The organism is Rhizobium pisi (assembly GCF_003938655.1).
Lineage (GTDB): Bacteria > Pseudomonadota > Alphaproteobacteria > Rhizobiales > Rhizobiaceae > Rhizobium > Rhizobium pisi.
The window spans coordinates 176,594-197,283 of sequence record NZ_RJJT01000001.1; the positions used below are offsets into that span (position 1 = coordinate 176,594).

A 20,690-nucleotide genomic window follows, 5' to 3' on the forward strand; every position below is an offset into this window, starting at 1 on the left:
CGATGCGGATGGTGATAGCGATTTTTGAAAGGAAGTTCGTTCAGGGCGCGGTGCTAATCGCGCGATAACCAAGCCAGCAAGCAAAATTCGATGGCCGCTATGTAGCTCAGCAAATGTGCGTCGTCAACCAATAGTTTTCTGGTGGCGCACTATTCAACCTCTAGGTGCTACGGCAATCTTTGCACTAAAGAGGAGGCCGCTTCCGGAAAAACCATCGAGCCGTGACATGCGGAAGCGAGCTTAGGAAACGAGCGAGGCATTAGGAGGCCTCTATTTCCAGTTGGCGATGCCGACGGTTTCGGCGATCGCCTGGCGCAGGTCGTCCAGCCCGTCGCCCTTTTCGGACGAGGTGGACAGCACGGCGGGATAGGCGGCCGGGCGCTTGCGGATCCTTTCTGCCGTTTCGGAAAGCAGCTTCGGCACAGCGGGTGCCTTGATCTTGTCGGTCTTGGTCAGGACCAGCTGATAGGAGACGGCGGCCTTGTCGAGCAGCGTCAGCACGTCCTCGTCGTTCTTCTTGATGCCGTGACGGCTGTCTATCAGAACATAGACGCGCTTGAGCGTCGCACGGCCGCGCAGATAATCGAAGACGAGTTTGGTCCATTTGTCGACCTGCTCCTTCGGCGCCTGCGCATAGCCATAGCCCGGCATGTCGACGATCGCCATCGGCGGCAGGTCATTGCCTTCGCCGGAATAACCGTCCGGGACGAAATAGTTGAGTTCCTGTGTGCGCCCCGGCGTGTTCGACGTGCGCGCCAGACCCTTCTGGCCGACCAGCGCGTTGATCAGCGACGACTTGCCGACATTCGAGCGCCCGGCAAAGGCGATTTCCAGCGGCCCTTCCGGTGGCAGGAAGTTGAGCGACGGTACGCCGCGGATGAAGATCCAGGGGTGGCCGAAGAGCGGCTTTTCGGTTTCGGGCATGCGGCCTCGGTAATCTCCGGGTTTGGTCTTCTATCGGGCTTCGTGGTTTTGCAAGGAGATGTCAAGCTTGCAGGCGACCCTAAGGCGATGTCTTCTTTCCCTCACCCGCCAGTTGGAAACGAAAAACCCCGCCGAAGCGGGGCTTGACGACTGCGCCGTCATTTCGATGGCGCCGTTTTTCGTCGGAACAGGCCCTTCAGATTGTTGAAGAGCTCGATCTTGACGCCGTGGCGCTTCATGATCACCGACTGCTGCAGCACCGAGAGCGTGTTGTTCCAGGCCCAGTAGATGACCAGACCGGCCGGGAAGCTTGCCAGCATGAACATGAATACGAGCGGCATCCAGTTGAAGATCATCGCCTGCGTCGGATCGGGCGGTGTCGGGTTCATGCGCATCTGCACGAACATGGTGACGCCCATGATCAGCGGCCAGACGCCGAGATGCAGCATTGTCGGCGCCTCGAAGGGCAAAAGGCCGAACAGATTGACGATCGATGTCGGGTCGGGCGCCGAAAGGTCCTTGATCCAGCCGAAGAAGGGCGCGTGCCGCATCTCGATGGTGATGTAGATCACTTTGTAGAGCGAGAAGAAGATCGGGATCTGCAGCGCTACCGGCCAGCAGCCGGCGATCGGATTGATCTTTTCCTCCTTGTAGAGCTGCATCGTCGCCTGTTGCAATCCCATCCGGTCGTCGCCGAATTTCGCCTTCAGCTCTTCCATCTTGGGCTGCATGCGCTTCATGTTCGCCATCGAAGCGTACTGCTTGCTGGCAAGCGGGAAGAACAATGCCTTGACGACGATGGTGGTGCACAGGATCGCCACGCCGAAATTGCCGAAGAAGCGGAAGAAGAAGTCCATCAGCTTGAACATCGGCTTGGTGATGAAATAGAACCAGCCCCAGTCGATCAGGCGGTCGAACTTCGGGATCGAGTAGGATGTCTCGTAGCCGTCGATGACGGGCACTTCCTTGGCGCCGGCGAAGACGAGGTTCTTGAGCTCGATCGATTGGCCCGGCGCAACCGTGAAGGCATCGTCCTTATAGTCGGCCTGATAGCGGGGCTGGCCGTCGCTGAAATGCGAGAAGCGGGCCTCATAGGCGGCGCTCTGCGGCGGAACGATCGTCGCAGCCCAGTATTTGTCGGTGATGCCGAGCCAGCCGCCGGTGGATTTCGCCGGCGTTACGGGCTCCTTCTCGGCGGCGGTATATTTGGTTTCGACGAGGCCATCGTCGCCGATGACGCCGATGAAGCCCTCATGCAGGACGTAGGCAGACGGCGTCGTCGGCTTGTTGTAACGCGTCACGCGGCCGTAGGAGGAGAGCGAGGCGGGAGCCTGGCCGGTATTTTCGATCTTGTCGACGACGGTGAACATATAGCGTTCGTCGACGGAGATGGTGCGGGTAAACGTCAGGCCCTTGTCGTTGGTGTAGGAGAGCGTCACCGGCGTCTTTTCGGTGAGCTTGGCGCCTTCGGGCGCGGTCCAGAGCGTCGAGGGACCGGGAACGGCGCCCGTCGTGTCGCCGCCGATATAGCCGAGTTCGGTGAAATAGCCGTCCTTGGTTTCGGCCGGGCTGAACAGCGTGATGATCGGGCTCGAGTCGTCGACGGTCTCGTGATAGCCCTTGAGCTTCAGGTCGTCGAGGCGGGCGCCGGCGAGATTGATCGAGCCGGAAAGCGCGGAAGTGTCGATGACAACGCGCGGGCTCTTCTCAAGCGCCTGCTCGCGCGTCGCCGTCGCTTCTGCCTGACCGGAAGGTGCCGCGCCGCTCGTCTGGGCCGGTGCCTGGCCGCCTGCGGCGGGCTGCTGAACCTGTTCGGTCTGCTGCTGCGCCTTCTGGGCTTCCTGAGCCTTGCGCTGAGCCTCGATGCGCGGATTCATATAGAGAAACTGCCAGCCGAGGACGATCAGCACCGAGAGAGCGATCGCAATGAAATAATTGCGGTTGTTTTCCATCATACGTTCCTGGGGCGCCCGTCTCCGGAGCGCCGGTGTTTCGGCTTGGTTTCCACGCGAAATTTCAGTTCCGCAGCCAATTCTTTGAAGGACGCCTCAAGCACGTCCCTGCGCGCGACAACCACATAGTCGTGTCCGGGCTGCATTGCAAACCCCGCATGAAGCCGCACCGCCTCTTTCAGGCGGCGGCGCATGCGGTTCCGTTCGACCGCGTTGCCATGTTTTTTTGTGACTGTAAAACCGACACGGGCTTGGCTGTCGGGTTCCTTCCGGTCGAGGACTTCGAGAAGGAAGAGGCCGCCCCGGCGTTTTTCGCCTTCGCGAACCGCAAGAAACTGCGGGCGGCTTTTCAGCCGCCCGACAGCGTGTTTTTCTTTTGTGGTCGTCAATTCGCCCGCCATCTCTTATCGGGCAACCCGGCCTTAGGCCGAGAGACGCTTGCGACCCTGCGCGCGGCGGGCAGCGATGACCTTGCGGCCACCCTTCGTAGACATGCGCGCACGGAAGCCGTGGCGACGCTTGCGAACAAGCTTGGATGGTTGGTAGGTACGCTTCATTTATTTAAACACCGCGGAGTGCGGCCCTTCTTGAATTTGCATAGTGCAAGGAGCGTTGTTTTTCGAACGGGCGAGGCCATAAAAGGCTTGAGTGACCGGACGTGCGGCGGCTTATACGGATGAAGCCTGTAAAAGTCAATTATACCGGAGAATTTCAAGAAGGTGTCGCATCAGTGTAATTTATCGCACTTTGGTGTTAAGAATTTCGATGCACTCCGAGAGGTTGCAAGCCACCGTCACGGCCGGTGATTTTTCGGCGGCCGGCCTGCTTTTTCAAGGAGCTGGAGGCCGCCGAGCGGGACCGGCATGGCTAATTTTCGGTAGCGATAATCGTAAACATTAGAAATGTAACTTTAAGAAATTTAGCCGATATCTAACTTCATCGGCTGGGAATTTGCTTTCCAGGCACGGGTGCAGCTAGGAGGCATTGCATTGAAGATCCGCGGCAAAATTAATCTGCTGGTTTGCGTCATGGGGGCGGTGGCGCTTTTGATCGGCGCAACGGCATTGTCTGCCATGCACGAATACAGTCGCAACCTGACGGCTTATGAGGAGGCCGCCGAACGCGCCTATGCGGGCGAGCGCCTCAATCGTTTCGTCACGGCCGTGGTCATGGAATCGCGCGGCATTTATGCCGCCAAGACGATCAAGGATACGCCGAACTTCGCCAAGGGCCTGTTGGCCGGCCTCGACGAGATCGACAAGGTCATCTCGGGCTGGGCGCCGCTTGTTCCCGATAGCGAGAAGGACGATTTTGCCAAGCTTGTTGCTCGCGCCGCGGAATTCCGCACCTTCCGCGCGGAAACGGCCCGCCTCGGCACGGAAGTCGGCCCCGAGGCCGCCAGCCAGCAGGGCAACAATGAGGCCAACCGCGCCAACCGCAAGGCGTTCCAGGCGGAAATCGACGCGGTCGTCGCCACCGACAAGGCTGCACTTGAGACGGTCAATGCCGAGATCGAGAGTTTCCGCACATGGGTGCTGATGCTCGTCCTCAGCATCACCGGCATCGGCATCTCAGCCGGCATCGGCATGGGCTTCTATATCGGCACCAGCCATCTGAGCCGCCCGATCAAGCGCGTCACCCAGGCGATCAAGCAGGTCGCGGACGGCAATTTCGAAGCCGAGGTTCCCTTTGCCGGCCGTCAGGACGAAATCGGCGAAATGGCCGCGGCGGTTGCGGTCTTCAAGGCGAACGGCCTTGCCGTCAAGCGCCTGAACGCCCAAGAAACGGCGATGCGCGCCAAGAGCGACGACCTGCAGTCGAGCATGTCGGTCGTCGTGGCCGCGGCTGCGGCGGGTGATTTCAGCCATCGCATCAACAAGGATTACCAGGACGAAAGCCTCAACCAGTTCGCCGGCAACATCAACACGCTGCTGTCGAGCGTCGACGCTGGCATCGGCGAGACCCGCCGCGTCGTCGCAAGCCTTGCCGAGGGCGATCTCACCCAGACGATGAACGGCAACTTCCAGGGCGCCTTCGCCGAACTGCAGCAGAACGTCAACAATACTTTCGCAACGCTGCAGGCGACGATGCGCGAGGTGCGCGAGACGACGGAAGCGATGAACGGCAACACGGCCGAGCTGCGCAATGCGAGCGACGACCTTTCGAAGCGCACCGAGCAGCAGGCGGCCGCCCTTGAGCAGACTTCGGCGGCGCTCGACGAGATCACCGCCGTTGTCCAGAATTCCACAGAGCGGGCGCATGAGGCAACCATCATGGTGTCCGAAGCCAAGGAGAATGCCGGCCGCTCCGGCGTTGTCGTGGGCAATGCCGTCGAGGCCATGGGCCGCATCGAGCAGGCCTCGCGCGAAATCAGCCAGATCATCAACGTCATCGACGAGATCGCCTTCCAGACCAACCTCCTGGCGCTGAATGCAGGCGTCGAGGCCGCACGCGCCGGCGAAGCCGGCAAGGGCTTCGCGGTAGTGGCGCAGGAAGTGCGCGAACTGGCGCAGCGTTCGGCGACGGCCGCCAAGGACATCAAGGCGCTGATCACCAAATCCGGTGACGAGGTGCAGGTCGGCGTCAAGCTCGTTCAGGCGACCGGCGAGGCTCTGTCTGAAATCGGCACCCGCGTCATCGCCATCAACGACCATATCCATTCGATTGCGACGGCAGCCCGCGAACAGGCGACTGGCCTCAAGGAGGTCAATACCGCCGTCAACCAGATGGACCAGGTGACGCAGCAGAACGCTGCCATGGTGGAGGAAACCTCTGCCGCCACGCACAAGCTGTCTGCCGAAGCCGACGGTCTGGTGCACCTCATCGCCCGCTTCAAGCTGTCGAATGCGCCGGCACCCGTGGCGCTTGTTCGAAACGAGGCGCACAGGCCCGTCACTTCGCCCGCCCGCCGGGCGATGGGCAAGGTCGCCCGCGCCTTCGGCGGCAATGCGGCTGCAGCCGAACAGAGCTGGGAAGAGTTCTGATCTTTCGCCCACCACACACCTTCGAACGCCGCCTCCGGGCGGCGTTTTCTTTGTGACGACGTGACGTTGATCGCAAAGATTTGAAAGCGGAGCGTATTGGTCTAATATAGAGCTCTAATGGTGAGGGCGGCCGCGCGTCGCCGATCGGGCGAGAGCAGAATGCCGGTGCGAGACCAGGGCGACAATCCTTCGGCGGAAATCCCGGCGGCCGGCGAGGCCGCAAGGGGAGGGTGCCCGTCCGCCGGATTGTTCGGCGGACTATCCGGCAAGCTGCTCTGGCTCACCGTCTTCTTTATCATGCTCGCCGAAATCCTGATCTTCTTCCCTTCGGTCGCCAGCATGCGCCTGCGCTGGCTGCAGGAGAGGCTGAACACGGCCGCCGCCGCCGCCATCGTCATCGACGGGCTGCAGCCGATCGAGCTGCCGCGCGCCCTGCAGAAGGAAACGCTGGAAGCGACGGGCACCAAGGCGATCGTGCTGCGCAAAGAGGGCACCTCGCGGCTGCTTGCGACGACTGACATGCCGACCTCGGTCGACGAATCCTACGACCTGACCGACGTGCCGCCGCTGACGGCGATCGAAGATGCGCTCGACACCCTGGTCTTCGGCGGCAACAGGATGATCCGCGTCTATGGGCCTGTCGGCGACACGAACACCGGCGTCGAGGTGGTGATGAAGGACAGGCCGCTGCGCACGGCGATGTTCTTCTATTCCCGCAACGTCCTCCTCCTGTCGGTGCTGATCTCGCTGTTCACGGCGACGCTGATCTTTTTCGCGATCAACCGCATCCTTATCGGCCCGATCCGCCGGCTGACCGGCAGCATGCAGCAATTTTCCTCCGACCCGGAGAACCCGGCTCATATCTATATCGGAGACGGCGGCCGCGATGAGCTGGCGGTCGCCGGGCGCAACCTCACCTCGATGCAGATGGAGCTGCAGAAGACGCTGAAGCAGCAGAAGAACCTTGCGGCACTCGGGCTTGCCGTCTCCAAGATCAATCACGACATGCGCAATATTCTCGCTTCCGCGCAGCTGATGTCGGACCGGCTGGTCGATGTCGACGATCCCATGGTCAAGAGTTTCGCCCCGAAGCTCCTGCGCACCATCGATCGCGCCGTCGGCTACACCACCGAGGTGCTGTCCTACGGCAAGGCGAGCGAATCGGCGCCGCGCCGCCGCCGCATCCCCCTGTTGGAACTGACCCAGGAGGTCAAAGATATTCTGGCGATCGAGCCGCAGAGCGGTATCGAATTCGTCGAGCAGATCGGCGCCGATCTCGAAGTCGATGCCGATAGCGAGCAGCTTTTCCGCGTCATCCACAATCTCTGCCGCAATGCGCTGCAGGCGCTGATGTCGCCGGGCGAGGGCGGCCCGGGTTCTGTCAGGCGCATCACCGTGTCGGCCCAGCGCGTCGGCAGCGTCGTCAGCATCACCGTGGATGACACCGGCCCCGGCATGCCGCTCAAGGCGCGCCAGAACCTCTTTGCCGCTTTCCGCGGTTCCGCCCGCTCCGGCGGGACCGGCCTCGGCCTGACGATCGCCCGCGAGCTGGTGCTCGCGCATAGCGGCACGATTGCGCTGGTGGAAAAACCGACGGTCGGCACGCAGTTTCGCATCGAGATCCCCGATCGCCCGGTTTCGCTGGAGGATTACCGCAGCCGCACGCACTTGGAAAAGTGACATGATTTCCAACTGTGCGGCTACTCGCAGACAAACACGCGATTTTTTCAGAAATGCTCTTGCATTGTCCGAAAGGACCCTTTAGAGAACCGCCCACGCAAGCGGCACGGCCGCTTCTGCAAGCGCACCCGTAGCTCAGCTGGATAGAGCACCAGACTACGAATCTGGGGGTCAGGAGTTCGAATCTCTTCGGGTGCGCCATTTCCTTCAATTACTTGATCTGATTGCTCGGCTATCCACGGAAGCCCAGCGCCGTTGGATATTGCGCGCGTCTGCCTGTATGGTCCGCGTCTGCCTGTATGGTCCGCGTCTGCCTGTATGGTCACGGCGATGCCGCTATCGACATTGCAATAGGTGCAGGATGCCTCCTGCAGATCATGCCTTCCCGAACAATGACATTATCCGGCCGTAGGCGAGCAGCGCGGCTTTTCCTAACGCGCGCGAAGCAGCGCCTGAAAATCGCTTTGCGTTTCGCCATAGGTCTCGTTGTAGGTAGCGACCACGGACGCCTTCAGATGTTCGAGATCGACTTCGGCGGCGCTGCGCGGCGACGCGGTCTGGTATTCGTAGGTACCGACGACGGTGTCTATCGGGACAGGTCGGACGAGGCGCTTGCCGTCCACCAGCTTCAAGAGCGCGTCACCGATGAACGGGTAGGGACTATACTCGTTGTTCAGCCAGTCCGCCTGAATAGCGCCGCGGCCGATCCCCGCCGCTTCCAGCGCCTGTAGCTTGCTGCTGGGATCCCCCGATGGCTGCGTTTCGCCGGGGGCGTTGTTCGACGATTGCTGCGCGTATTCCTCGGAACAGGAAAGCACGGCGCAGACGGCGTCGCGGCCCGTCTTGGTGAGATTTGGAATTTGGGTGAGCAATGCGGTCACGGCAATCAGCAGCGCCGTGATCTGGGCGGTCGTCCCCGTCATGCGCTCCAGAAACGATTTCTTCGGTGCCTGGCCTTCGTCCTTGCTCATCACAATATCCTTGATGATGAAGCTCTGCTCCTGTTCGATCAGGATCAGTGGTGGAAACTTTAGACGCTTCCTGCCGCCATGCAACCCATTGTTGTTTCGAAAGGCATGCCGTTCAGAAATCGCTTGGCGGCAATATGGCTTCGCCGCCAGCCTAGCTTCGCGCAACCTTCCTGATGTATTGCGGGTCCGATGATCTCAGAGGCGTGTCGGCCGGAGGAATGTGGTGGTGGGAATTTTTCGGGCTTTGGGTGTCGCGGCCATAGTGGCGGCTCTCGCCGGCTGCATCGACCATGCGAACGAGCCCGTGCTCCTGGCGATCGGCGTTCCGGTCAATCCGCCTGAGGTTGCGAACAGCCTTTGCGTGACCGACGGCAACGCCATGTATGACGAGGCGAGGAAGCAGTATCAGCTGCGCGCGCAACTGACGGGATATGCACAGGCCGACGCGCTGGACGCGGAAACGACCGCGCGTGCGGCCGCCCACAGGCAATATGTGGCCTGCATCTCCGGCCAGGGTTACCGGCCATTATACGCGAATTGAGAACAGAGAATTCACGTTTCGCCACAGCGCTGCCTGAGCTCCCTTCGGCCACGTCTCAAAATCGCGACTGTTCACGTTTTTAGGCGATTCAGTCACGCCGGATCGCCTGCAATCACGAGTTTTAGAAGTTGCGTCGCGAGACGGAACTCCGCATGCGGAGAAGGCATTTTCCCGAGATAAATCCAGTAAGGAGGGTTTATCATGAAAATGCCACGTCTTGCCTCTTCCACCGTTGCGCTCGGCGCTCTCCTCCCTCTCACGGCGATGGTTCCCGCGCGAGCCGCGCCCGTTCAATCGATTCACGTACCCGCCGTTTCGAACGTGAAAATGGTGCAGAATGAAGCACATGCCGGCACCTGGCATGGGTACCAGGGCTTCCGCACTGAGCGCCCCGGTACCCGCCGCCATTCCGATGGCTACTGGTATCCGCTTGCCGCGTTCGGCGTCGAGGCCGGCACCACAGGCTCCATCGTCCGTCAGCCGGTGAACAGGCCGGCGCCGGCGACAATGTGCAACCCTACGTTTTCAGGATCGATCGGCTCCGGAAGTATGCCGTGTGATAACGGCTATTGAGCCGGCAAATGAAAAAGGCGGCCACCAGCCGCCTTTTTCATGGTCGGGGCGCCGCTCACATATCTGTGACCTCCCTTGTGGCGCCGTAGAATGTGACAGATCCGCTTCCTAGCTCCTTGGCGTAACTTCCCTGAATCCTCCCAAGGAGACGACAATGACCACCACCTTCAAGAACGGCCTCGTGGCCGCTGCCTTCGGCGCGATCCTCGGCCTCTCGGCTTTCTCGGCCGGGGCGGCTCCCCTTCAGTCAAGCGCTGTCGAACAGCCCGCAGCCGAGCGCCCGATCGCTCAGGACGGAGCCAAGCTGCAGCACGACAGACGCACGACCGGTTCGATCGGCCAGCGCAGCGCGGACACCACGGGTTCGACCATGCCTTATATGATGAGGCCGACGAAGCCGCTGAATATGGATTGCAAGCTCCGCTTCAATCCGACGAGCAGCTCCAGCTGCAACTACTGAGGACGCCGCGGCGTTTCGCGAAAGGCGGCCTTCGGGTCGCCTTTTTCGTTCCGCTTCTGCCGAAAGTTCGGCGGCCAGGCGCGGCTGTTTCGAACATCCCACAACTGGCACCAGGCCGGCTCGTCCAGCCGGGCGGGAACGATCCTCGCGAGTTTCGGCGAGCCTTTGCCTCTATGGAAATCCGCCGGTTCACGGTCAGCTCGAACGAACAATTGCACGCGATGCAAAAATACAATAGATATAAAAATGCACTGAATGCTGATGAGGGGCGATCACAGGAAGCAAATATAAAGAGCGATTGACGCTTCCGCCTTGGAATTGCCATGCTCGCCGCGATGGTCGCATTCATAATCAATCGAATTTCAAACAGGTGGGACAATCATGATCGCAAAGACTGCACGCTCCGATTTCCTGCATTTTTTCCGCTCCTGGATCAGCAATCCCCTTCGGGTCGCCGCCATCGCGCCGTCGGGTGATTCGCTTGCCAGGATCATGACGAGTGAAATTGCAGCGTTGGACGGGCCGATCATCGAACTCGGCCCGGGAACGGGCGTCTTCACCCGTGCCCTGCTAGCGCGCGGGGTCAGTGAGGCCGATCTGACGCTGATCGAATACGGCCCGGAATTCATCGGCGCGCTGCAGGCACGCTTTCCGGACGCGCGCGTCCTGCAGATGGATGCGGCTCATCTCGCCGAGGCCGGTATTTTCGAGGGCGAACCGGTGGGCGCTGTCGTTAGCGGCCTGCCGCTGCTGTCCATGTCGCCAGACAAGATCGCCTCGATCATTGCCGGCGCCTTTGCCTATATGCGGCCGGGCGGGGCCGTCTATCAGTTTACCTACGGCCCGCGTTGCCCGGTGCCTCGGCCGATCCTCGATCGTCTCGGCCTGACGGCGGTGCGCATCGGCGGCACGGTACGCAACCTGCCGCCGGCCTCCGTTTACAGGATTTCACGCAGCGAGCCGCTGGAACTTTCGCGCGACCGCGTCAGATATCGCGAGAACGAAGCCGAGGCCGATGATATCACCGCCTTCTCCAACGAAACGGGCGGCTGACTAATATTGCCGGGCAGGAATGGCTGAGAATAAGCGGACGAAGACGACGGAAGGCCGGCGGGAACGCAAGCGCCGCCAGACGCGTGAGCGCATCGAGCAGGCCGCCATGGCTCTCTTCCTCGAGCATGGCTTTGACGCCACGACGATTGAGGACATCACCGAGGCGGCCGATGTCTCCAAGCGCAGTTTCTTCGATTATTTCCCGTCCAAGGAAGAGGTCGTTTTCGCCTGGCAGGATTCTTTTGCCGATCGCCTGATGGCGGCAGTCGCAGCGAGGCCCGCCGAAGAATCCTCCGTCACGGCGGTGGAGGCGGCGATCACGGCAGCGGTAATCGATTCGATAGATGAAAGCGGCTTGGCGCTGCATGAGCTCATTCATCGCACCCCGGCGCTCAAGGCCCGCGATCAGCTGAAATATGCCAAGCTCGAGCAGAAACTCACCGAGGCGCTGCTTCTGCGCAAGGGGAACGATCCGGAAGAGCAGTCCCGCATGCGCATGCTCGCCGCGATCATCATCGGCGCGACGCGGGTCGGCGGAGAACTCTGGCAGCAACGCCCGCCAGGCGCTTCGCTGCAGGATTTCGCTCGCGAGACTTTCGCCGAGCTCTGGAAGATGCTGGCGGAATTCGGCGACGAGGCGAAGAGCCGGTCCTGACGCATATCAGCTGGGTATTGACATGATCCTATGCAACGCCGCCGGCTGAAGGCGTAGGCGCTATCCGGCTCTCCCGTAAACGGTGGCGTCAGGCCGACGGCAATTTTCAGTGCCGTCACTGTTATCCGGTCGACGCCTTCCTATATTCCAAGCGTCATAGCCACATTTCTCGATATCAACTCGATGGGCGGGGCATCACCAGCCGGGCGCCGCCGCCGGTCAGGGCGGAAAGTTCGCGCGCGGAGGCATGTCCCGCTTCCGGCAGTTTCGCCGATTTTGAACGATTTCATTGACCGAGAGAGGAAAAGACCATGTCCAGTTACAACGCAGCCAAGTCAGGCACCTTCAAGATCGGCGGCGATCTCGAGATCAACCGTCTCGGTTTCGGCGCCATGCGCGTCACCGGTAAGGGCATCTGGGGCGAGCCTGCCGATCACGACGAATCCATCCGCACGCTGAAGCGCCTGCCGGAACTCGGCGTCAACTTCATCGATACGGCCGATTCTTACGGTCCCGATGTCTCCGAATGGCTAATTAGGGTAGCGCTGCATCCCTATGGCGGCAAGTCCGTCATCGCCACGAAGGGCGGCCTGACCCGTCACGGTCCTGATATCTGGCTGCCGGTCGGCCGGCCCGAATATCTGATACAGCAGGCGCATAAGAGCCTGCGCAATCTCGGCGTCGAGCAGATCGATCTCTGGCAGCTTCACCGCATCGATCCGAAGGTACCGGCCAAGGAGCAATTCGACGCGATCAAATCGCTGCTCGATGCCGGCCTCATCCGCCATGCGGGCCTGAGCGAAGTGTCCGTTGCCGACATCGAGACCGCCTCGAAGCATTTTAAGGTCGCGACCGTCCAGAACCGCTACAACCTCGTCGATCGCACCAGCGAGGACGTGCTCGATTATTGCGCCAAGCACAATATCGGCTTCATCCCGTGGTATCCGCTCGCCGCCGGCGATCTCGCCAAGCCGGGCTCGTTGCTCGATACGATCGCCAGGAAGCATGGTGCCGCGCCGAGCCAGATCGCGCTTGCCTGGGTGCTGAAGCGTAGCCCGGTGATGCTGCCGATCCCCGGCACCTCAAAGGTCAAGCATCTCGAGGAAAATGTTGCGGCGGTTGATATCACGCTGTCAGACGGAGAATTCTCGGCTCTCGATGCCGAGGGCCGGAAGCTCTTCAAGGCTGCTTGATGGAAGCCCGAACGCAGTTCGGTTTGCGCTAGTGGCCGCCCCTGACCTACCGGGGTCGAGACCAGTGGCTTGACCCCGGCAAGGGTGGCGGCAGCCTGATGAGGGGCGGGCGCAGACATTCCCGCGGCTACATTTTTCCGCACAATTTTGACCATCCGGTCAAACATGCTGCAAAATGAGGCGTCGATCTGTTATTTTTGCGGCAAGCCTTGCGCTCAGCGCATTGCTGCATTGCGGTATTTTCTCTGTTCTCCATCGAATGAATTGGGTATTACTATCTTCGTAAGCAGCGCACTCCTCCTCCCAGCGCTCTTACATCGGACTGACAACACTCCTCCTCCCAGTTGTCAGTCAGGATCAAGAGCCCGGCGCACCTCCTCCCGCGTCGGGCTTTTTTCCTTTTTGCTCAGGCTTTTCCACAGCATCGTTTGACTCGGCAAGCGCCATCGGACAATTTGCGCGCGTGCCGTCTGTCTGGCGCGTGAACCGGTTGGAGTTTGGTCATGATCGGCAAATGGCGCGCCTCGCGTTCAGCTTTGGCAGCTCTTCTGGTTGCGGCCTTTGCGCTCGCTGGTTGCGGCGGCAGGCCCATCGGTGTGATGCAGGCGGCCGGCAGCGTGCCCCCGGGCACGTCGAAGGTCGATCTTCTCGTGGCGACGACGCGTGCTGCCGACGACAATCCTGCCGTGCTTTTCTCCGGCGAACGCGGCACGGGGCTGACCGTCAATGCCGTCGATGTCTCCATTCCGCCGGAAGCCAACCGCAAGGTCGGCCAGGTACAGTGGCCAAAACGTCTGCCGGCCGATCCGCTGCGCGATTTCGTCACCGTTTCCGTCGATCCGCTGGAAGGCGAGCGGGCGGGCGAGACTTGGCTGAAGAGCCATATGCCGAAAAGCCGCCGCGTGCTGGTTTTCGTGCACGGCTTCAACAATCGCTACGAGGATGCCGTCTACCGCTTCGCGCAGATCGTCCACGATTCTCATGCCGACGTTGCCCCCGTCGTCTTCACATGGCCTTCGCGTGCCAGCATCTTCGATTATAATTACGACAAGGAAAGCACCAACTATTCCCGCGACGCGCTGGAGGAATTGCTCACCCGCACCGCCGCCAATCCTGCCGTCAGCGACGTCACCGTCATGGCGCATTCGATGGGCACCTGGCTGACCGTCGAAGCGCTCAGGCAGATGGCAATCCGCAACGGGCAAGTCGCCTCGAAGATCAACAACGTCATCCTTGCCTCGCCGGATCTCGACGTCGATGTCTTCGGCCGGCAGTTCATGAGCCTCGGGAAGGAAAAGCCGCATTTCACCATCTTCGTCTCCAGGGATGACCGGGCCTTGGCCCTGTCGCGACGTATCTCGGGCAATGTCGACCGGCTCGGTCAGATCGATCCTTCGGTCGAACCCTACCGCAGCAAGCTCGAGGCGGCGGGCATCACCGTGCTCGATCTCACCAAGCTCAAGGGCGGCGACCGGTTGAACCACGGCAAGTTCGCCGAAAGCCCCGAGGTGGTGAAGCTGATCGGCGACCGGCTGATTGCAGGCCAGACGATCACCGATTCTGAGGTCGGTCTCGGCGAGGCGGTCGGCGCCGTGGCGATGGGGGCTGCCCAGACTGCCGGAAGTGCGGTCAGCGTCGCCGTCAGCACGCCGATCGCAATCTTCGATCCGCGCACCCGGCGTAACTACGATGCCCAACTGAAGCGTCTCGGCCAGTCGATGGACAATACCGTCGGTTCGGTTGGCGATAGCGTCGGCGCGGGCCTTCCCGAAAGCCAGTAAAAATTCCATATGCATCGTCACCGATCTGATATATCAGAGTCGCAACGGCAATCCTGTCTGCCGTGCGATGGGTTGATTCATGGCGGATGAGACGAAGAAGAGCGTGGTTGTCGTCGGCGCAGGCGTGATCGGCGCCTCGATCGCCCTCGAGCTGCAGCGGCGTGGCCTCGCGGTGACGCTGATCGACAAGGGCGAGCCGGGACGCGGCACCTCTTTCGGCAACATGGCGAGCATCGCGCTCGATTTTGCCGCCGGTTCCGGCCCTTCGACCTGGAAGAAGATCCCCGGCTGGCTGCTCGATCCGGAAGGCCCGGTCTGGCTGCGGCCGTCCTATGCCGCCAGGATGCTGCCCTGGTTCCTGCGCTTCCTCGCCGCCGGCCGACCCTCCCGCCTGAGAGAAATCGAAGATGCCGGCATGAGCCTGTCGCATCGGGCGCTCGGCGATTTCAGGGAAATGCTGCAGGCGATCGGCGCGCCCGAGTTGATGACGGAGGAGGGCTGTCTCGCGATCTACGAGACGGAGGCGGAATTTGCCGCCGATCGTGCCCATCTCGCCATGATGCAGCGCTACGGTCTCGAGTTCGAGGTGTTAAGCAACGGCGCCATCCAGTATTACGAGCCAGCGCTGTCGCCGGCGATTGCCCGCGCTGTGCTGCTGGCCGACAACAAGTCGATCCGCGATCCCTACAAGCTGGTGGTGAAGCTGGCCGACGCCGCCATGGCCGCGGGGGCAGCCTTCGTCTCCGGCACCGTCCGGAATATCGAGCGCAAGGGCGATGGCACCGCCGTCGTTCTTCTCGAGGATGGCAGACGCATCGAGGCCGGTTCGGTGGTGCTGGCCGCCGGCGTCCACACCCGGTTCCTTGCAGAAAAGCTCGGCGAACCGATCCCGCTTGAAACCGAGCGCGGCTATCACACTCAGATCATGAGGCCCGGCATCTCCATGCGCTATTCGGTGATCTGGCCGCATCGCGCCTTCATGGTGACGCCGACGGCGGGCGGCATCCGCGTCGGCGGCAATGTCGAGCTCGCTGGTCTCGACGCCGCTCCCGATTTCCGCCGCCCCAGGGTGCTGGTGCGCCATGCCCAGCGTGCGCTGCCGGGGCTGAAGGTCGAGGAGGCGACGGAATGGATGGGGCATCGCCCGGCGTTGCCCGATACGATCCCGATCATTTCGCCTTCGGCGAAGATGCCCGGCGTTTTCTACGCGACCGGCCACGGCCACCTGGGGCTGACCTTTTCGGCGACGACAGCGCTCGTGATCGCCGATATGGTGACCGGGGTGAAACCATCAGTCGATATCACCCCGTTCCGCATCGACCGGTATTAACTTGGAACGATCCGCGTCGATGGCGGCGTTACCCGCCACGGCTGATCTGGAGTTTTCGATATGAGATGGAAGCGCACGATCCAGCTTCTCGATGTCCACGCCGAAGGCGAAATCGGCCGCGTCGCAATCGGCGGCGTCCCGAAAATCCCCGGCGATACCATCGCCGCCCAGCTGCATTGGCTGAACACCGATCCGAAGGGCGATGAGCTCCGCCGCTTCCTCTGCCTGGAGCCGCGCGGCGCTCCGATCGGCTCCGTCAACCTGCTGCTGCCGGCGCGCCACCCGGAAGCGGATGCCGCCTTCATCATCCTGCAGCCTGACCAGGCGCATGCGAGCTCCGGCTCGAACTCGATCTGCGTCACGACGGCACTGCTCGAATCCGGCATCGTCGAGATGAAGGAGCCGGAGACGGTTGTTACCCTCGAAACCGCGGCCGGCCTCGTCAAGGCGACGGCAACCTGCCGCGACGGTCGCTGCGAGAAGGTCAGGCTCACCATGGTGCCTTCCTTCGTCCATGAGCTCGACGTCGAGATCGACACGCCGCATTGGGGAAAGATCAGGGCCGACATCTGCTACGGCGGCATCTTTTACGCGCTGGTCGATGTCGGCCAGATCAATCTTACGATCGAGAAGGCCAACGCTGCCGGCCTCGTGCAGGCCGGCATGATCCTCAAGGAGCTGATCAACCGCGACATCAAGGTCGTCCATCCCGAGATCCCGGCAATCTCAGGCATCGCCTATGTCATGTTCCGCGACACCGAGGCGGACGGCACGGTGCGCACCTGCACCACCATGTGGCCGGGCCGGGCTGACCGCTCGCCCTGCGGCACCGGCAATTCCGCCAATCTCGCCACGCTTTATGCCCGCGGCAAGGCCAAGGTCGGCGAAACCTTCACCTCGAAATCGATCATCGGCTCGGAATTCGAGGTCGGCCTCCAGGCGGTGACCGAAGTCGCCGGCCGCCCTGCGGTTATCCCCACCATCACCGGCCGCGGCTTCACCTTCGGCCTGACCCAAGTGGCCCTCGACCCCTTCGATCCGCATCCAGGCGGCTTCGCGCTGACGGATGTCTGGGGACCCTCGGCCGGCGAGATTTGACCGCTCAGGCGTGATCCCGCGGGGCGGCCTGGGCATCGGCATTAGCCAGACGGGGTCACGGCCGGGATCGTGTAGGAGAGTCTGTGGCGGGCCGCGGGGTCGCGTGCAATGCTCGCTCCGAGTATGCGTGCAGCAACGCGGGATCGTCGACCACATGCGCAGGGACTGCGTAGTAGCGGCGAACCGTCACCTCCCGGCCGGCAGCACGGTAGCTGAACGGCTCGGAACCATCTGCCTCGAACTCCGCGCGCATCGCATCGTCGACGCGGAGATACAACGTGCCTTTCATGACGAATCCGAATTGTGCGCCGTTTCGGACCAGGGCGGATCCGCAGAAGAAGCGTCGGACATCGACGGAGCCGGCCGGGGCGAGCTGGCTCGCAAAGTCGAGCGCCAGTCTGCGTGTCGTCTCGCTACTCATGCGACTGCTCCGCCAGGGGATCGAAGAAGCCGGTGATCGCGCCGAGCCGGCCATCGGAAATCACCCCGAAGCTCGTGCCCGTTTGCAAGACCCTCTCGTCTTCCCGGCGCAGCGCCCAGCGCGCCAGCGACCGTTCATTATGATGGAGAACGCTCAGTATCTTGAACCGGCCTCCCGGTACACTCTCCTGAAATCCGGCCATGTAGGCCGAGAGACCGGCTCGTCCCGCGATCGCTCCATGAGGATCGCAATAGGTCACATCGTCAGCGAGGCAAGCCAACATTTCCGGCTCGCGAGCGTCGGCATCCAGCGACCAGATGGCCGCATATCGATTCCATAAGGCCTCAGGTGTCATAGTAGAGTCTCCAGTTGATTGAATTCGTCTTGTATCGCCTGCCGCAGGCCGGTCTTGTCTTCGCCGCCGCGAATGAGCACGAGGAGGCCCTGATAGAGGGCAAGAAGACGGATGGCTGTCCACGTCGCCTTGGCTCCATCGGCGTCCCGAGCAAAGGCCGACGCCTCGGTGAGCCTCGAGCGGAATGTGGTGCGAAGGAGGCTGAGCGCTGCCTCGACACGGGGATGTGGTTCGACATCACCTCCGAATTCCACCGCCGTGTTGGTGATCAGACAGCCGAGCGAGCCATTATCGGGCTCGTGCAGGAGTGAGAGGAAGAGTTCGCGCAAGCCTTGAAGCCCGCTCCCTGGCGGCGCATACCGCTTGATCCGCCCTTCCAGGACGATCCGGTGGTAATGTCCGAACGCTGCGTCGAAGAGGCCGGCCTTGTCGCCGAAGGAGTGATAGATGCTTCCGCCTTTGAGGCCCGTCGCCTCCTCGAGATCTCGGATGGACGCACCTTGATAGCCCTGCTTGCGAAAGATGTGCATCGCCCCCGTCAGCACCGCCTCCTCGTCGAATTCCCGCGTCCGGCCCATAGTCGCTCCGATTCTTTATCAATTGTTCTAGAATGAATGATAAAGAATAAAGATGCAATCGCCTCCCATGACTTTTCGGAAATTCTCGCCTGGTCGACCTCGGTCGTGCCAGGCGATAGCGCGGGACTGGAATGTGGCCAGGAGCGGCTCAGGACTTCGTACGAAGTTTCAACTGAGAAGAGATACCTCGACGCTCGAGGTGACGAAGACCTTCCCGTAACTGATTTCGCCGGCTTCGCCCTGACGGATGTCTGAGGCCGTCGGCCGGCGAGGTCTGAGCGTCAATAGACGAAGGGATCAACCTCGGTGTGGGCGTTCTCCTTCGGATAGATCACGCCCTTGCGCAGGATGATATTGGCGTAGAGTCGGGGCTCGCTGGTCTGGATCAGTGCGTGGGCGGCCTTGACCCGGCCGTAGAAATCCTGGCCGACGAGCGGCACCACCTGCCGGTGCGGTTCGTGCTTCGCGCAGCAGGCGATCATCTCCTCGTGCACGGGGTCGAGCCTGTCGCGCTCTGCCTTGACGGTCGAGCGGAAGATTGCCTCGGGGACGAAATCGTCGATCGGCAGCACGCTGAGGACGGCGTTCAGAACCGGGATGAGGTGGTGGCCGTCGAGCCGGATCAGGCGGCGTGCATGTTCGACACCTGGATAATTGCCGTCGACGATGGCGATCTCGTCGCCGTGACCCATGGCGCGAAGCGTAAAAAGCAGCTCCGGGCTTAAGAGCGGATCAAGTTCCTTCAGCATGGTCAATCTCCTTGAAGAGTACGTTTTGGTCGGTGAGATAGCGCGCGAAAATCGGCAGGCTGGCGCCGCCGATGGCGCGCGCTTGGGCGCCGACCGCGCCCTCGATGATATCAGGCATGACGACGCCCTGCAGGTCGAGCTTGGCGGCTTCATTGATCGTCGCCTGCACGATGCGGCTGCGCACCCAGTTGGGAAAGCCGCCGTCGATCACCGCTGCGCTGAAATCGACGATCGAGGCGGCTGCCACGATCGCCTGCGCCAGCGCCTTGGCGGTATCCTGGATCCACGTTTCCATGGGCTCGCCGAAATCCACCCAGTCGTCGGCCGAATACCAGAGCGGCTCCGGATCGATGCCGCGCTCGCGCAGCATGTTTTCAAGCACGAAGATCGAGGCGATTTCGAGCAACTGCTTCGTTTCGCCGTTCTTGCCGCGCACGGGCAGCGGTCCGATCGCGCCCGCCGTGCCGGTGCGGCCGGAAAAGATTGCTGAATTCAGCACGATGCCGCCGCCGATGAAGGAGCCGATGAAGAAATAGACGAAGTCCGGGTAGGACGGCCCGACGCCGAAGACGAGTTCGGCGCCGCAGGCGCTGGTCGCATCGTTCTGCAGGAAGACCGGATGGGAGACGCGCGTGGCGACATCCGCCTGCAGATCGACGTCCCGCCAGACCTCCATGGCGCCGGGCGGCGCGCCCACCTCGTCTGCCCAGTTCCAGAGTTCGAAAGGTGCGGCGATACCGAGGCCGGCGATGCGGCCTCGCTGCTTTTCATCGAGCCGGTCCTCGATCTCCCGGATGCCCGAGGTGACGAAGGCCAGGATTTCGTTCGGCAGCGGATAGGCATAGGTCCGATGCAGCTGCATGCGGATGCGGCCGACGAAATCCATCAGCACCAGATCGGCGCTGCGCCGGCCCATCTTTAGGCCGAAGGAATAGACGGCGTCGGGATTGAGATGCATCGGGATCGACGGCTGGCCGACCCGGCCGCGCACCGGCGCGCCCCGAGAAAGCAGCCCTTCCTTTTCCAGGACCCGCATGATGACGGAGACGGTCTGCGCCGAAAGCCCGCTGCGGCGTGCGATATCGGCCTTCGACAGCGCGCCGTAAAGGCGCACCAGCGACAGCACGAGCCGTTCGTTATAGGCCCGCACCCTGACCTGGTTCGCACCTCCGGCCGGATTTAGAATTGGCGGCGGGCCCGGTGTGTTCTCCGGTCCATCCAAGGACGACATGGCCGCTCCTCCCGATCGTTGGCCTATGCCTGATTTTCGCCGAGCATGCCATATGGAATTAATAATTCAATCGGATTTATTTATTGACAAGCCGATTTCTTTTCGCTCTTAATTGCCATCGTCAAGGGCACGGGACGGCTTGTGGGGGCCTTGGGCACTCC

20 protein-coding genes, 1 tRNA gene and 1 pseudogene are annotated in these 20,690 nt (G+C 61.8%); 12 read left to right on the forward strand and 10 right to left on the reverse strand.

Annotation, left to right across the window (positions count from 1 at the left end; translation table 11 throughout):
* Positions 1 to 270: 270 nt before the first annotated feature.
* From yihA to rpmH, 4 genes are all read right to left on the reverse strand, one after another.
* Positions 271 to 924, reverse strand: coding sequence for a ribosome biogenesis GTP-binding protein YihA/YsxC (gene yihA, locus EFD55_RS00945; protein ID WP_125842097.1), 654 nt, complete (start codon positions 922 to 924; stop codon positions 271 to 273).
* Positions 925 to 1,082: 158 nt separating this feature from the next.
* Positions 1,083 to 2,876 carry a membrane protein insertase YidC gene (gene yidC / locus EFD55_RS00950; protein ID WP_125842099.1) on the reverse strand — a complete coding sequence of 598 codons (1,794 nt, stop codon included), beginning with the start codon at positions 2,874 to 2,876 and terminating at the stop codon, positions 1,083 to 1,085.
* A complete protein-coding gene (rnpA, locus tag EFD55_RS00955; RefSeq protein ID WP_125842101.1) occupies positions 2,876 to 3,277 on the reverse strand; it encodes a ribonuclease P protein component in 402 nt (133 codons plus the stop codon). Before rnpA ends, yidC begins: the two co-directional genes overlap by 1 nt.
* A 21-nt stretch (positions 3,278 to 3,298) precedes the next feature.
* Positions 3,299 to 3,433 (reverse strand): 50S ribosomal protein L34, encoded by a 135-nt coding sequence (gene rpmH, locus EFD55_RS00960; RefSeq protein WP_008524438.1) that lies wholly within the window; start codon positions 3,431 to 3,433, stop codon positions 3,299 to 3,301.
* Positions 3,434 to 3,865: 432 nt separating this feature from the next.
* Here rpmH and EFD55_RS00965 point away from each other — a divergent pair, with 432 nt between their 5' ends.
* The 3 genes from EFD55_RS00965 (at position 3,866) to EFD55_RS00975 (ending at position 7,741) form a co-directional block, all read left to right on the forward strand.
* The gene (locus EFD55_RS00965) at positions 3,866 to 5,860 is read left to right on the forward strand and encodes a methyl-accepting chemotaxis protein (protein WP_125842103.1); all 1,995 of its coding nucleotides are present in this window, start codon (positions 3,866 to 3,868) and stop codon (positions 5,858 to 5,860) included.
* 159 nt (positions 5,861 to 6,019) lie between these two features.
* Positions 6,020 to 7,540 carry an ATP-binding protein gene (locus EFD55_RS00970; RefSeq protein WP_125842105.1) on the forward strand — a complete coding sequence of 507 codons (1,521 nt, stop codon included), beginning with the start codon at positions 6,020 to 6,022 and terminating at the stop codon, positions 7,538 to 7,540.
* A gap of 124 nt (positions 7,541 to 7,664) precedes the next feature.
* Positions 7,665 to 7,741: transfer RNA gene (locus tag EFD55_RS00975), tRNA-Arg, on the forward strand.
* Between the two features lie 230 nt (positions 7,742 to 7,971).
* On the opposite strand, the gene EFD55_RS00980 is transcribed toward EFD55_RS00975, so the two are convergent.
* Complete coding sequence (locus EFD55_RS00980) at positions 7,972 to 8,511, reverse strand: hypothetical protein (protein ID WP_125842107.1); 540 nt, start codon at positions 8,509 to 8,511, stop codon at positions 7,972 to 7,974.
* 220 nt (positions 8,512 to 8,731) lie between these two features.
* On the opposite strand from EFD55_RS00980, the gene EFD55_RS00985 reads away from it, so the two are divergent.
* The 9 genes from EFD55_RS00985 (at position 8,732) to EFD55_RS01025 (ending at position 17,195) form a co-directional block, all read left to right on the forward strand.
* Complete coding sequence (locus EFD55_RS00985) at positions 8,732 to 9,052, forward strand: hypothetical protein (RefSeq protein WP_125842109.1); 321 nt, start codon at positions 8,732 to 8,734, stop codon at positions 9,050 to 9,052.
* 201 nt (positions 9,053 to 9,253) lie between these two features.
* Positions 9,254 to 9,625, forward strand: a complete 372-nt coding sequence (locus EFD55_RS00990) for a cell surface protein (RefSeq protein ID WP_125842111.1) — start codon at positions 9,254 to 9,256, stop codon at positions 9,623 to 9,625.
* Between the two features lie 154 nt (positions 9,626 to 9,779).
* Complete coding sequence (locus EFD55_RS00995; protein ID WP_125842113.1) at positions 9,780 to 10,085, forward strand: hypothetical protein; 306 nt, start codon at positions 9,780 to 9,782, stop codon at positions 10,083 to 10,085.
* Between the two features lie 381 nt (positions 10,086 to 10,466).
* The gene (locus tag EFD55_RS01000) at positions 10,467 to 11,138 is read left to right on the forward strand and encodes a class I SAM-dependent methyltransferase (protein WP_125842115.1); all 672 of its coding nucleotides are present in this window, start codon (positions 10,467 to 10,469) and stop codon (positions 11,136 to 11,138) included.
* 19 nt (positions 11,139 to 11,157) lie between these two features.
* On the forward strand, positions 11,158 to 11,793 hold the full coding sequence (locus EFD55_RS01005) for a TetR family transcriptional regulator (protein WP_125842117.1): 636 nt from the start codon (positions 11,158 to 11,160) through the stop codon (positions 11,791 to 11,793).
* A gap of 311 nt (positions 11,794 to 12,104) precedes the next feature.
* A complete protein-coding gene (locus tag EFD55_RS01010) occupies positions 12,105 to 12,986 on the forward strand; it encodes an aldo/keto reductase (RefSeq protein ID WP_125842119.1) in 882 nt (293 codons plus the stop codon).
* A gap of 503 nt (positions 12,987 to 13,489) precedes the next feature.
* Positions 13,490 to 14,767: an alpha/beta hydrolase gene (locus EFD55_RS01015; RefSeq protein ID WP_125842121.1), complete on the forward strand. Its 1,278-nt coding sequence runs from the start codon at positions 13,490 to 13,492 to the stop codon at positions 14,765 to 14,767.
* 79 nt (positions 14,768 to 14,846) lie between these two features.
* Entirely contained in the window at positions 14,847 to 16,097 is a 1,251-nt protein-coding gene (locus EFD55_RS01020; protein ID WP_125842123.1) for an NAD(P)/FAD-dependent oxidoreductase, read from the forward strand.
* Positions 16,098 to 16,157: 60 nt separating this feature from the next.
* Positions 16,158 to 17,195, forward strand: a complete 1,038-nt coding sequence (locus tag EFD55_RS01025; RefSeq protein WP_125842125.1) for a 4-hydroxyproline epimerase — start codon at positions 16,158 to 16,160, stop codon at positions 17,193 to 17,195.
* Positions 17,196 to 17,236: 41 nt separating this feature from the next.
* On the opposite strand, the pseudogene EFD55_RS01030 reads toward EFD55_RS01025, so the two are convergent.
* From EFD55_RS01030 to EFD55_RS01050, 5 genes and pseudogenes are all read right to left on the reverse strand, one after another.
* Positions 17,237 to 17,616, reverse strand: a pseudogene (locus EFD55_RS01030) (TfoX/Sxy family protein).
* The gene (locus tag EFD55_RS01035; RefSeq protein WP_125842129.1) at positions 17,609 to 17,971 is read right to left on the reverse strand and encodes a nuclear transport factor 2 family protein; all 363 of its coding nucleotides are present in this window, start codon (positions 17,969 to 17,971) and stop codon (positions 17,609 to 17,611) included. Before EFD55_RS01035 ends, EFD55_RS01030 begins: the two are co-directional and overlap by 8 nt.
* Positions 17,968 to 18,549: a TetR/AcrR family transcriptional regulator gene (locus EFD55_RS01040; RefSeq protein WP_125842131.1), complete on the reverse strand. Its 582-nt coding sequence runs from the start codon at positions 18,547 to 18,549 to the stop codon at positions 17,968 to 17,970. The genes EFD55_RS01035 and EFD55_RS01040 overlap by 4 nt, the downstream gene beginning before the upstream one ends.
* A 281-nt stretch (positions 18,550 to 18,830) precedes the next feature.
* Positions 18,831 to 19,298 (reverse strand): RbsD/FucU family protein, encoded by a 468-nt coding sequence (locus EFD55_RS01045; RefSeq protein ID WP_125842133.1) that lies wholly within the window; start codon positions 19,296 to 19,298, stop codon positions 18,831 to 18,833.
* Positions 19,282 to 20,529, reverse strand: coding sequence for an ROK family transcriptional regulator (locus EFD55_RS01050; RefSeq protein ID WP_125842135.1), 1,248 nt, complete (start codon positions 20,527 to 20,529; stop codon positions 19,282 to 19,284). The genes EFD55_RS01045 and EFD55_RS01050 overlap by 17 nt, the downstream gene beginning before the upstream one ends.
* Positions 20,530 to 20,690: the final 161 nt, after the last annotated feature.

Bases quoted from the DNA above. Each gene is read 5' to 3' on its own strand.
- EFD55_RS00990 (WP_125842111.1), top strand. From the start codon at position 9,254: ATGAAAATGCCACGTCTTGCCTCTTCCACCGTTGCGCTCGGCGCTCTC.
- EFD55_RS01005 (WP_125842117.1), top strand. From the start codon at position 11,158: ATGGCTGAGAATAAGCGGACGAAGACGACGGAAGGCCGGCGGGAACGC.
- EFD55_RS00995 (WP_125842113.1), top strand. From the start codon at position 9,780: ATGACCACCACCTTCAAGAACGGCCTCGTGGCCGCTGCCTTCGGCGCG.
- rpmH (WP_008524438.1), bottom strand. From the start codon at position 3,433: ATGAAGCGTACCTACCAACCATCCAAGCTTGTTCGCAAGCGTCGCCAC.
- rnpA (WP_125842101.1), bottom strand. From the start codon at position 3,277: ATGGCGGGCGAATTGACGACCACAAAAGAAAAACACGCTGTCGGGCGG.
- yidC (WP_125842099.1), bottom strand. From the start codon at position 2,876: ATGGAAAACAACCGCAATTATTTCATTGCGATCGCTCTCTCGGTGCTG.
- EFD55_RS00980 (WP_125842107.1), bottom strand. From the start codon at position 8,511: ATGAGCAAGGACGAAGGCCAGGCACCGAAGAAATCGTTTCTGGAGCGC.
- EFD55_RS01015 (WP_125842121.1), top strand. From the start codon at position 13,490: ATGATCGGCAAATGGCGCGCCTCGCGTTCAGCTTTGGCAGCTCTTCTG.
- EFD55_RS01025 (WP_125842125.1), top strand. From the start codon at position 16,158: ATGAGATGGAAGCGCACGATCCAGCTTCTCGATGTCCACGCCGAAGGC.
- EFD55_RS01020 (WP_125842123.1), top strand. From the start codon at position 14,847: ATGGCGGATGAGACGAAGAAGAGCGTGGTTGTCGTCGGCGCAGGCGTG.
- EFD55_RS01050 (WP_125842135.1), bottom strand. From the start codon at position 20,529: ATGTCGTCCTTGGATGGACCGGAGAACACACCGGGCCCGCCGCCAATT.
- EFD55_RS01000 (WP_125842115.1), top strand. From the start codon at position 10,467: ATGATCGCAAAGACTGCACGCTCCGATTTCCTGCATTTTTTCCGCTCC.
- EFD55_RS01010 (WP_125842119.1), top strand. From the start codon at position 12,105: ATGTCCAGTTACAACGCAGCCAAGTCAGGCACCTTCAAGATCGGCGGC.
- EFD55_RS01040 (WP_125842131.1), bottom strand. From the start codon at position 18,549: ATGGGCCGGACGCGGGAATTCGACGAGGAGGCGGTGCTGACGGGGGCG.
- EFD55_RS00970 (WP_125842105.1), top strand. From the start codon at position 6,020: ATGCCGGTGCGAGACCAGGGCGACAATCCTTCGGCGGAAATCCCGGCG.
- yihA (WP_125842097.1), bottom strand. From the start codon at position 924: ATGCCCGAAACCGAAAAGCCGCTCTTCGGCCACCCCTGGATCTTCATC.
- EFD55_RS01035 (WP_125842129.1), bottom strand. From the start codon at position 17,971: ATGACACCTGAGGCCTTATGGAATCGATATGCGGCCATCTGGTCGCTG.
- EFD55_RS01045 (WP_125842133.1), bottom strand. From the start codon at position 19,298: ATGCTGAAGGAACTTGATCCGCTCTTAAGCCCGGAGCTGCTTTTTACG.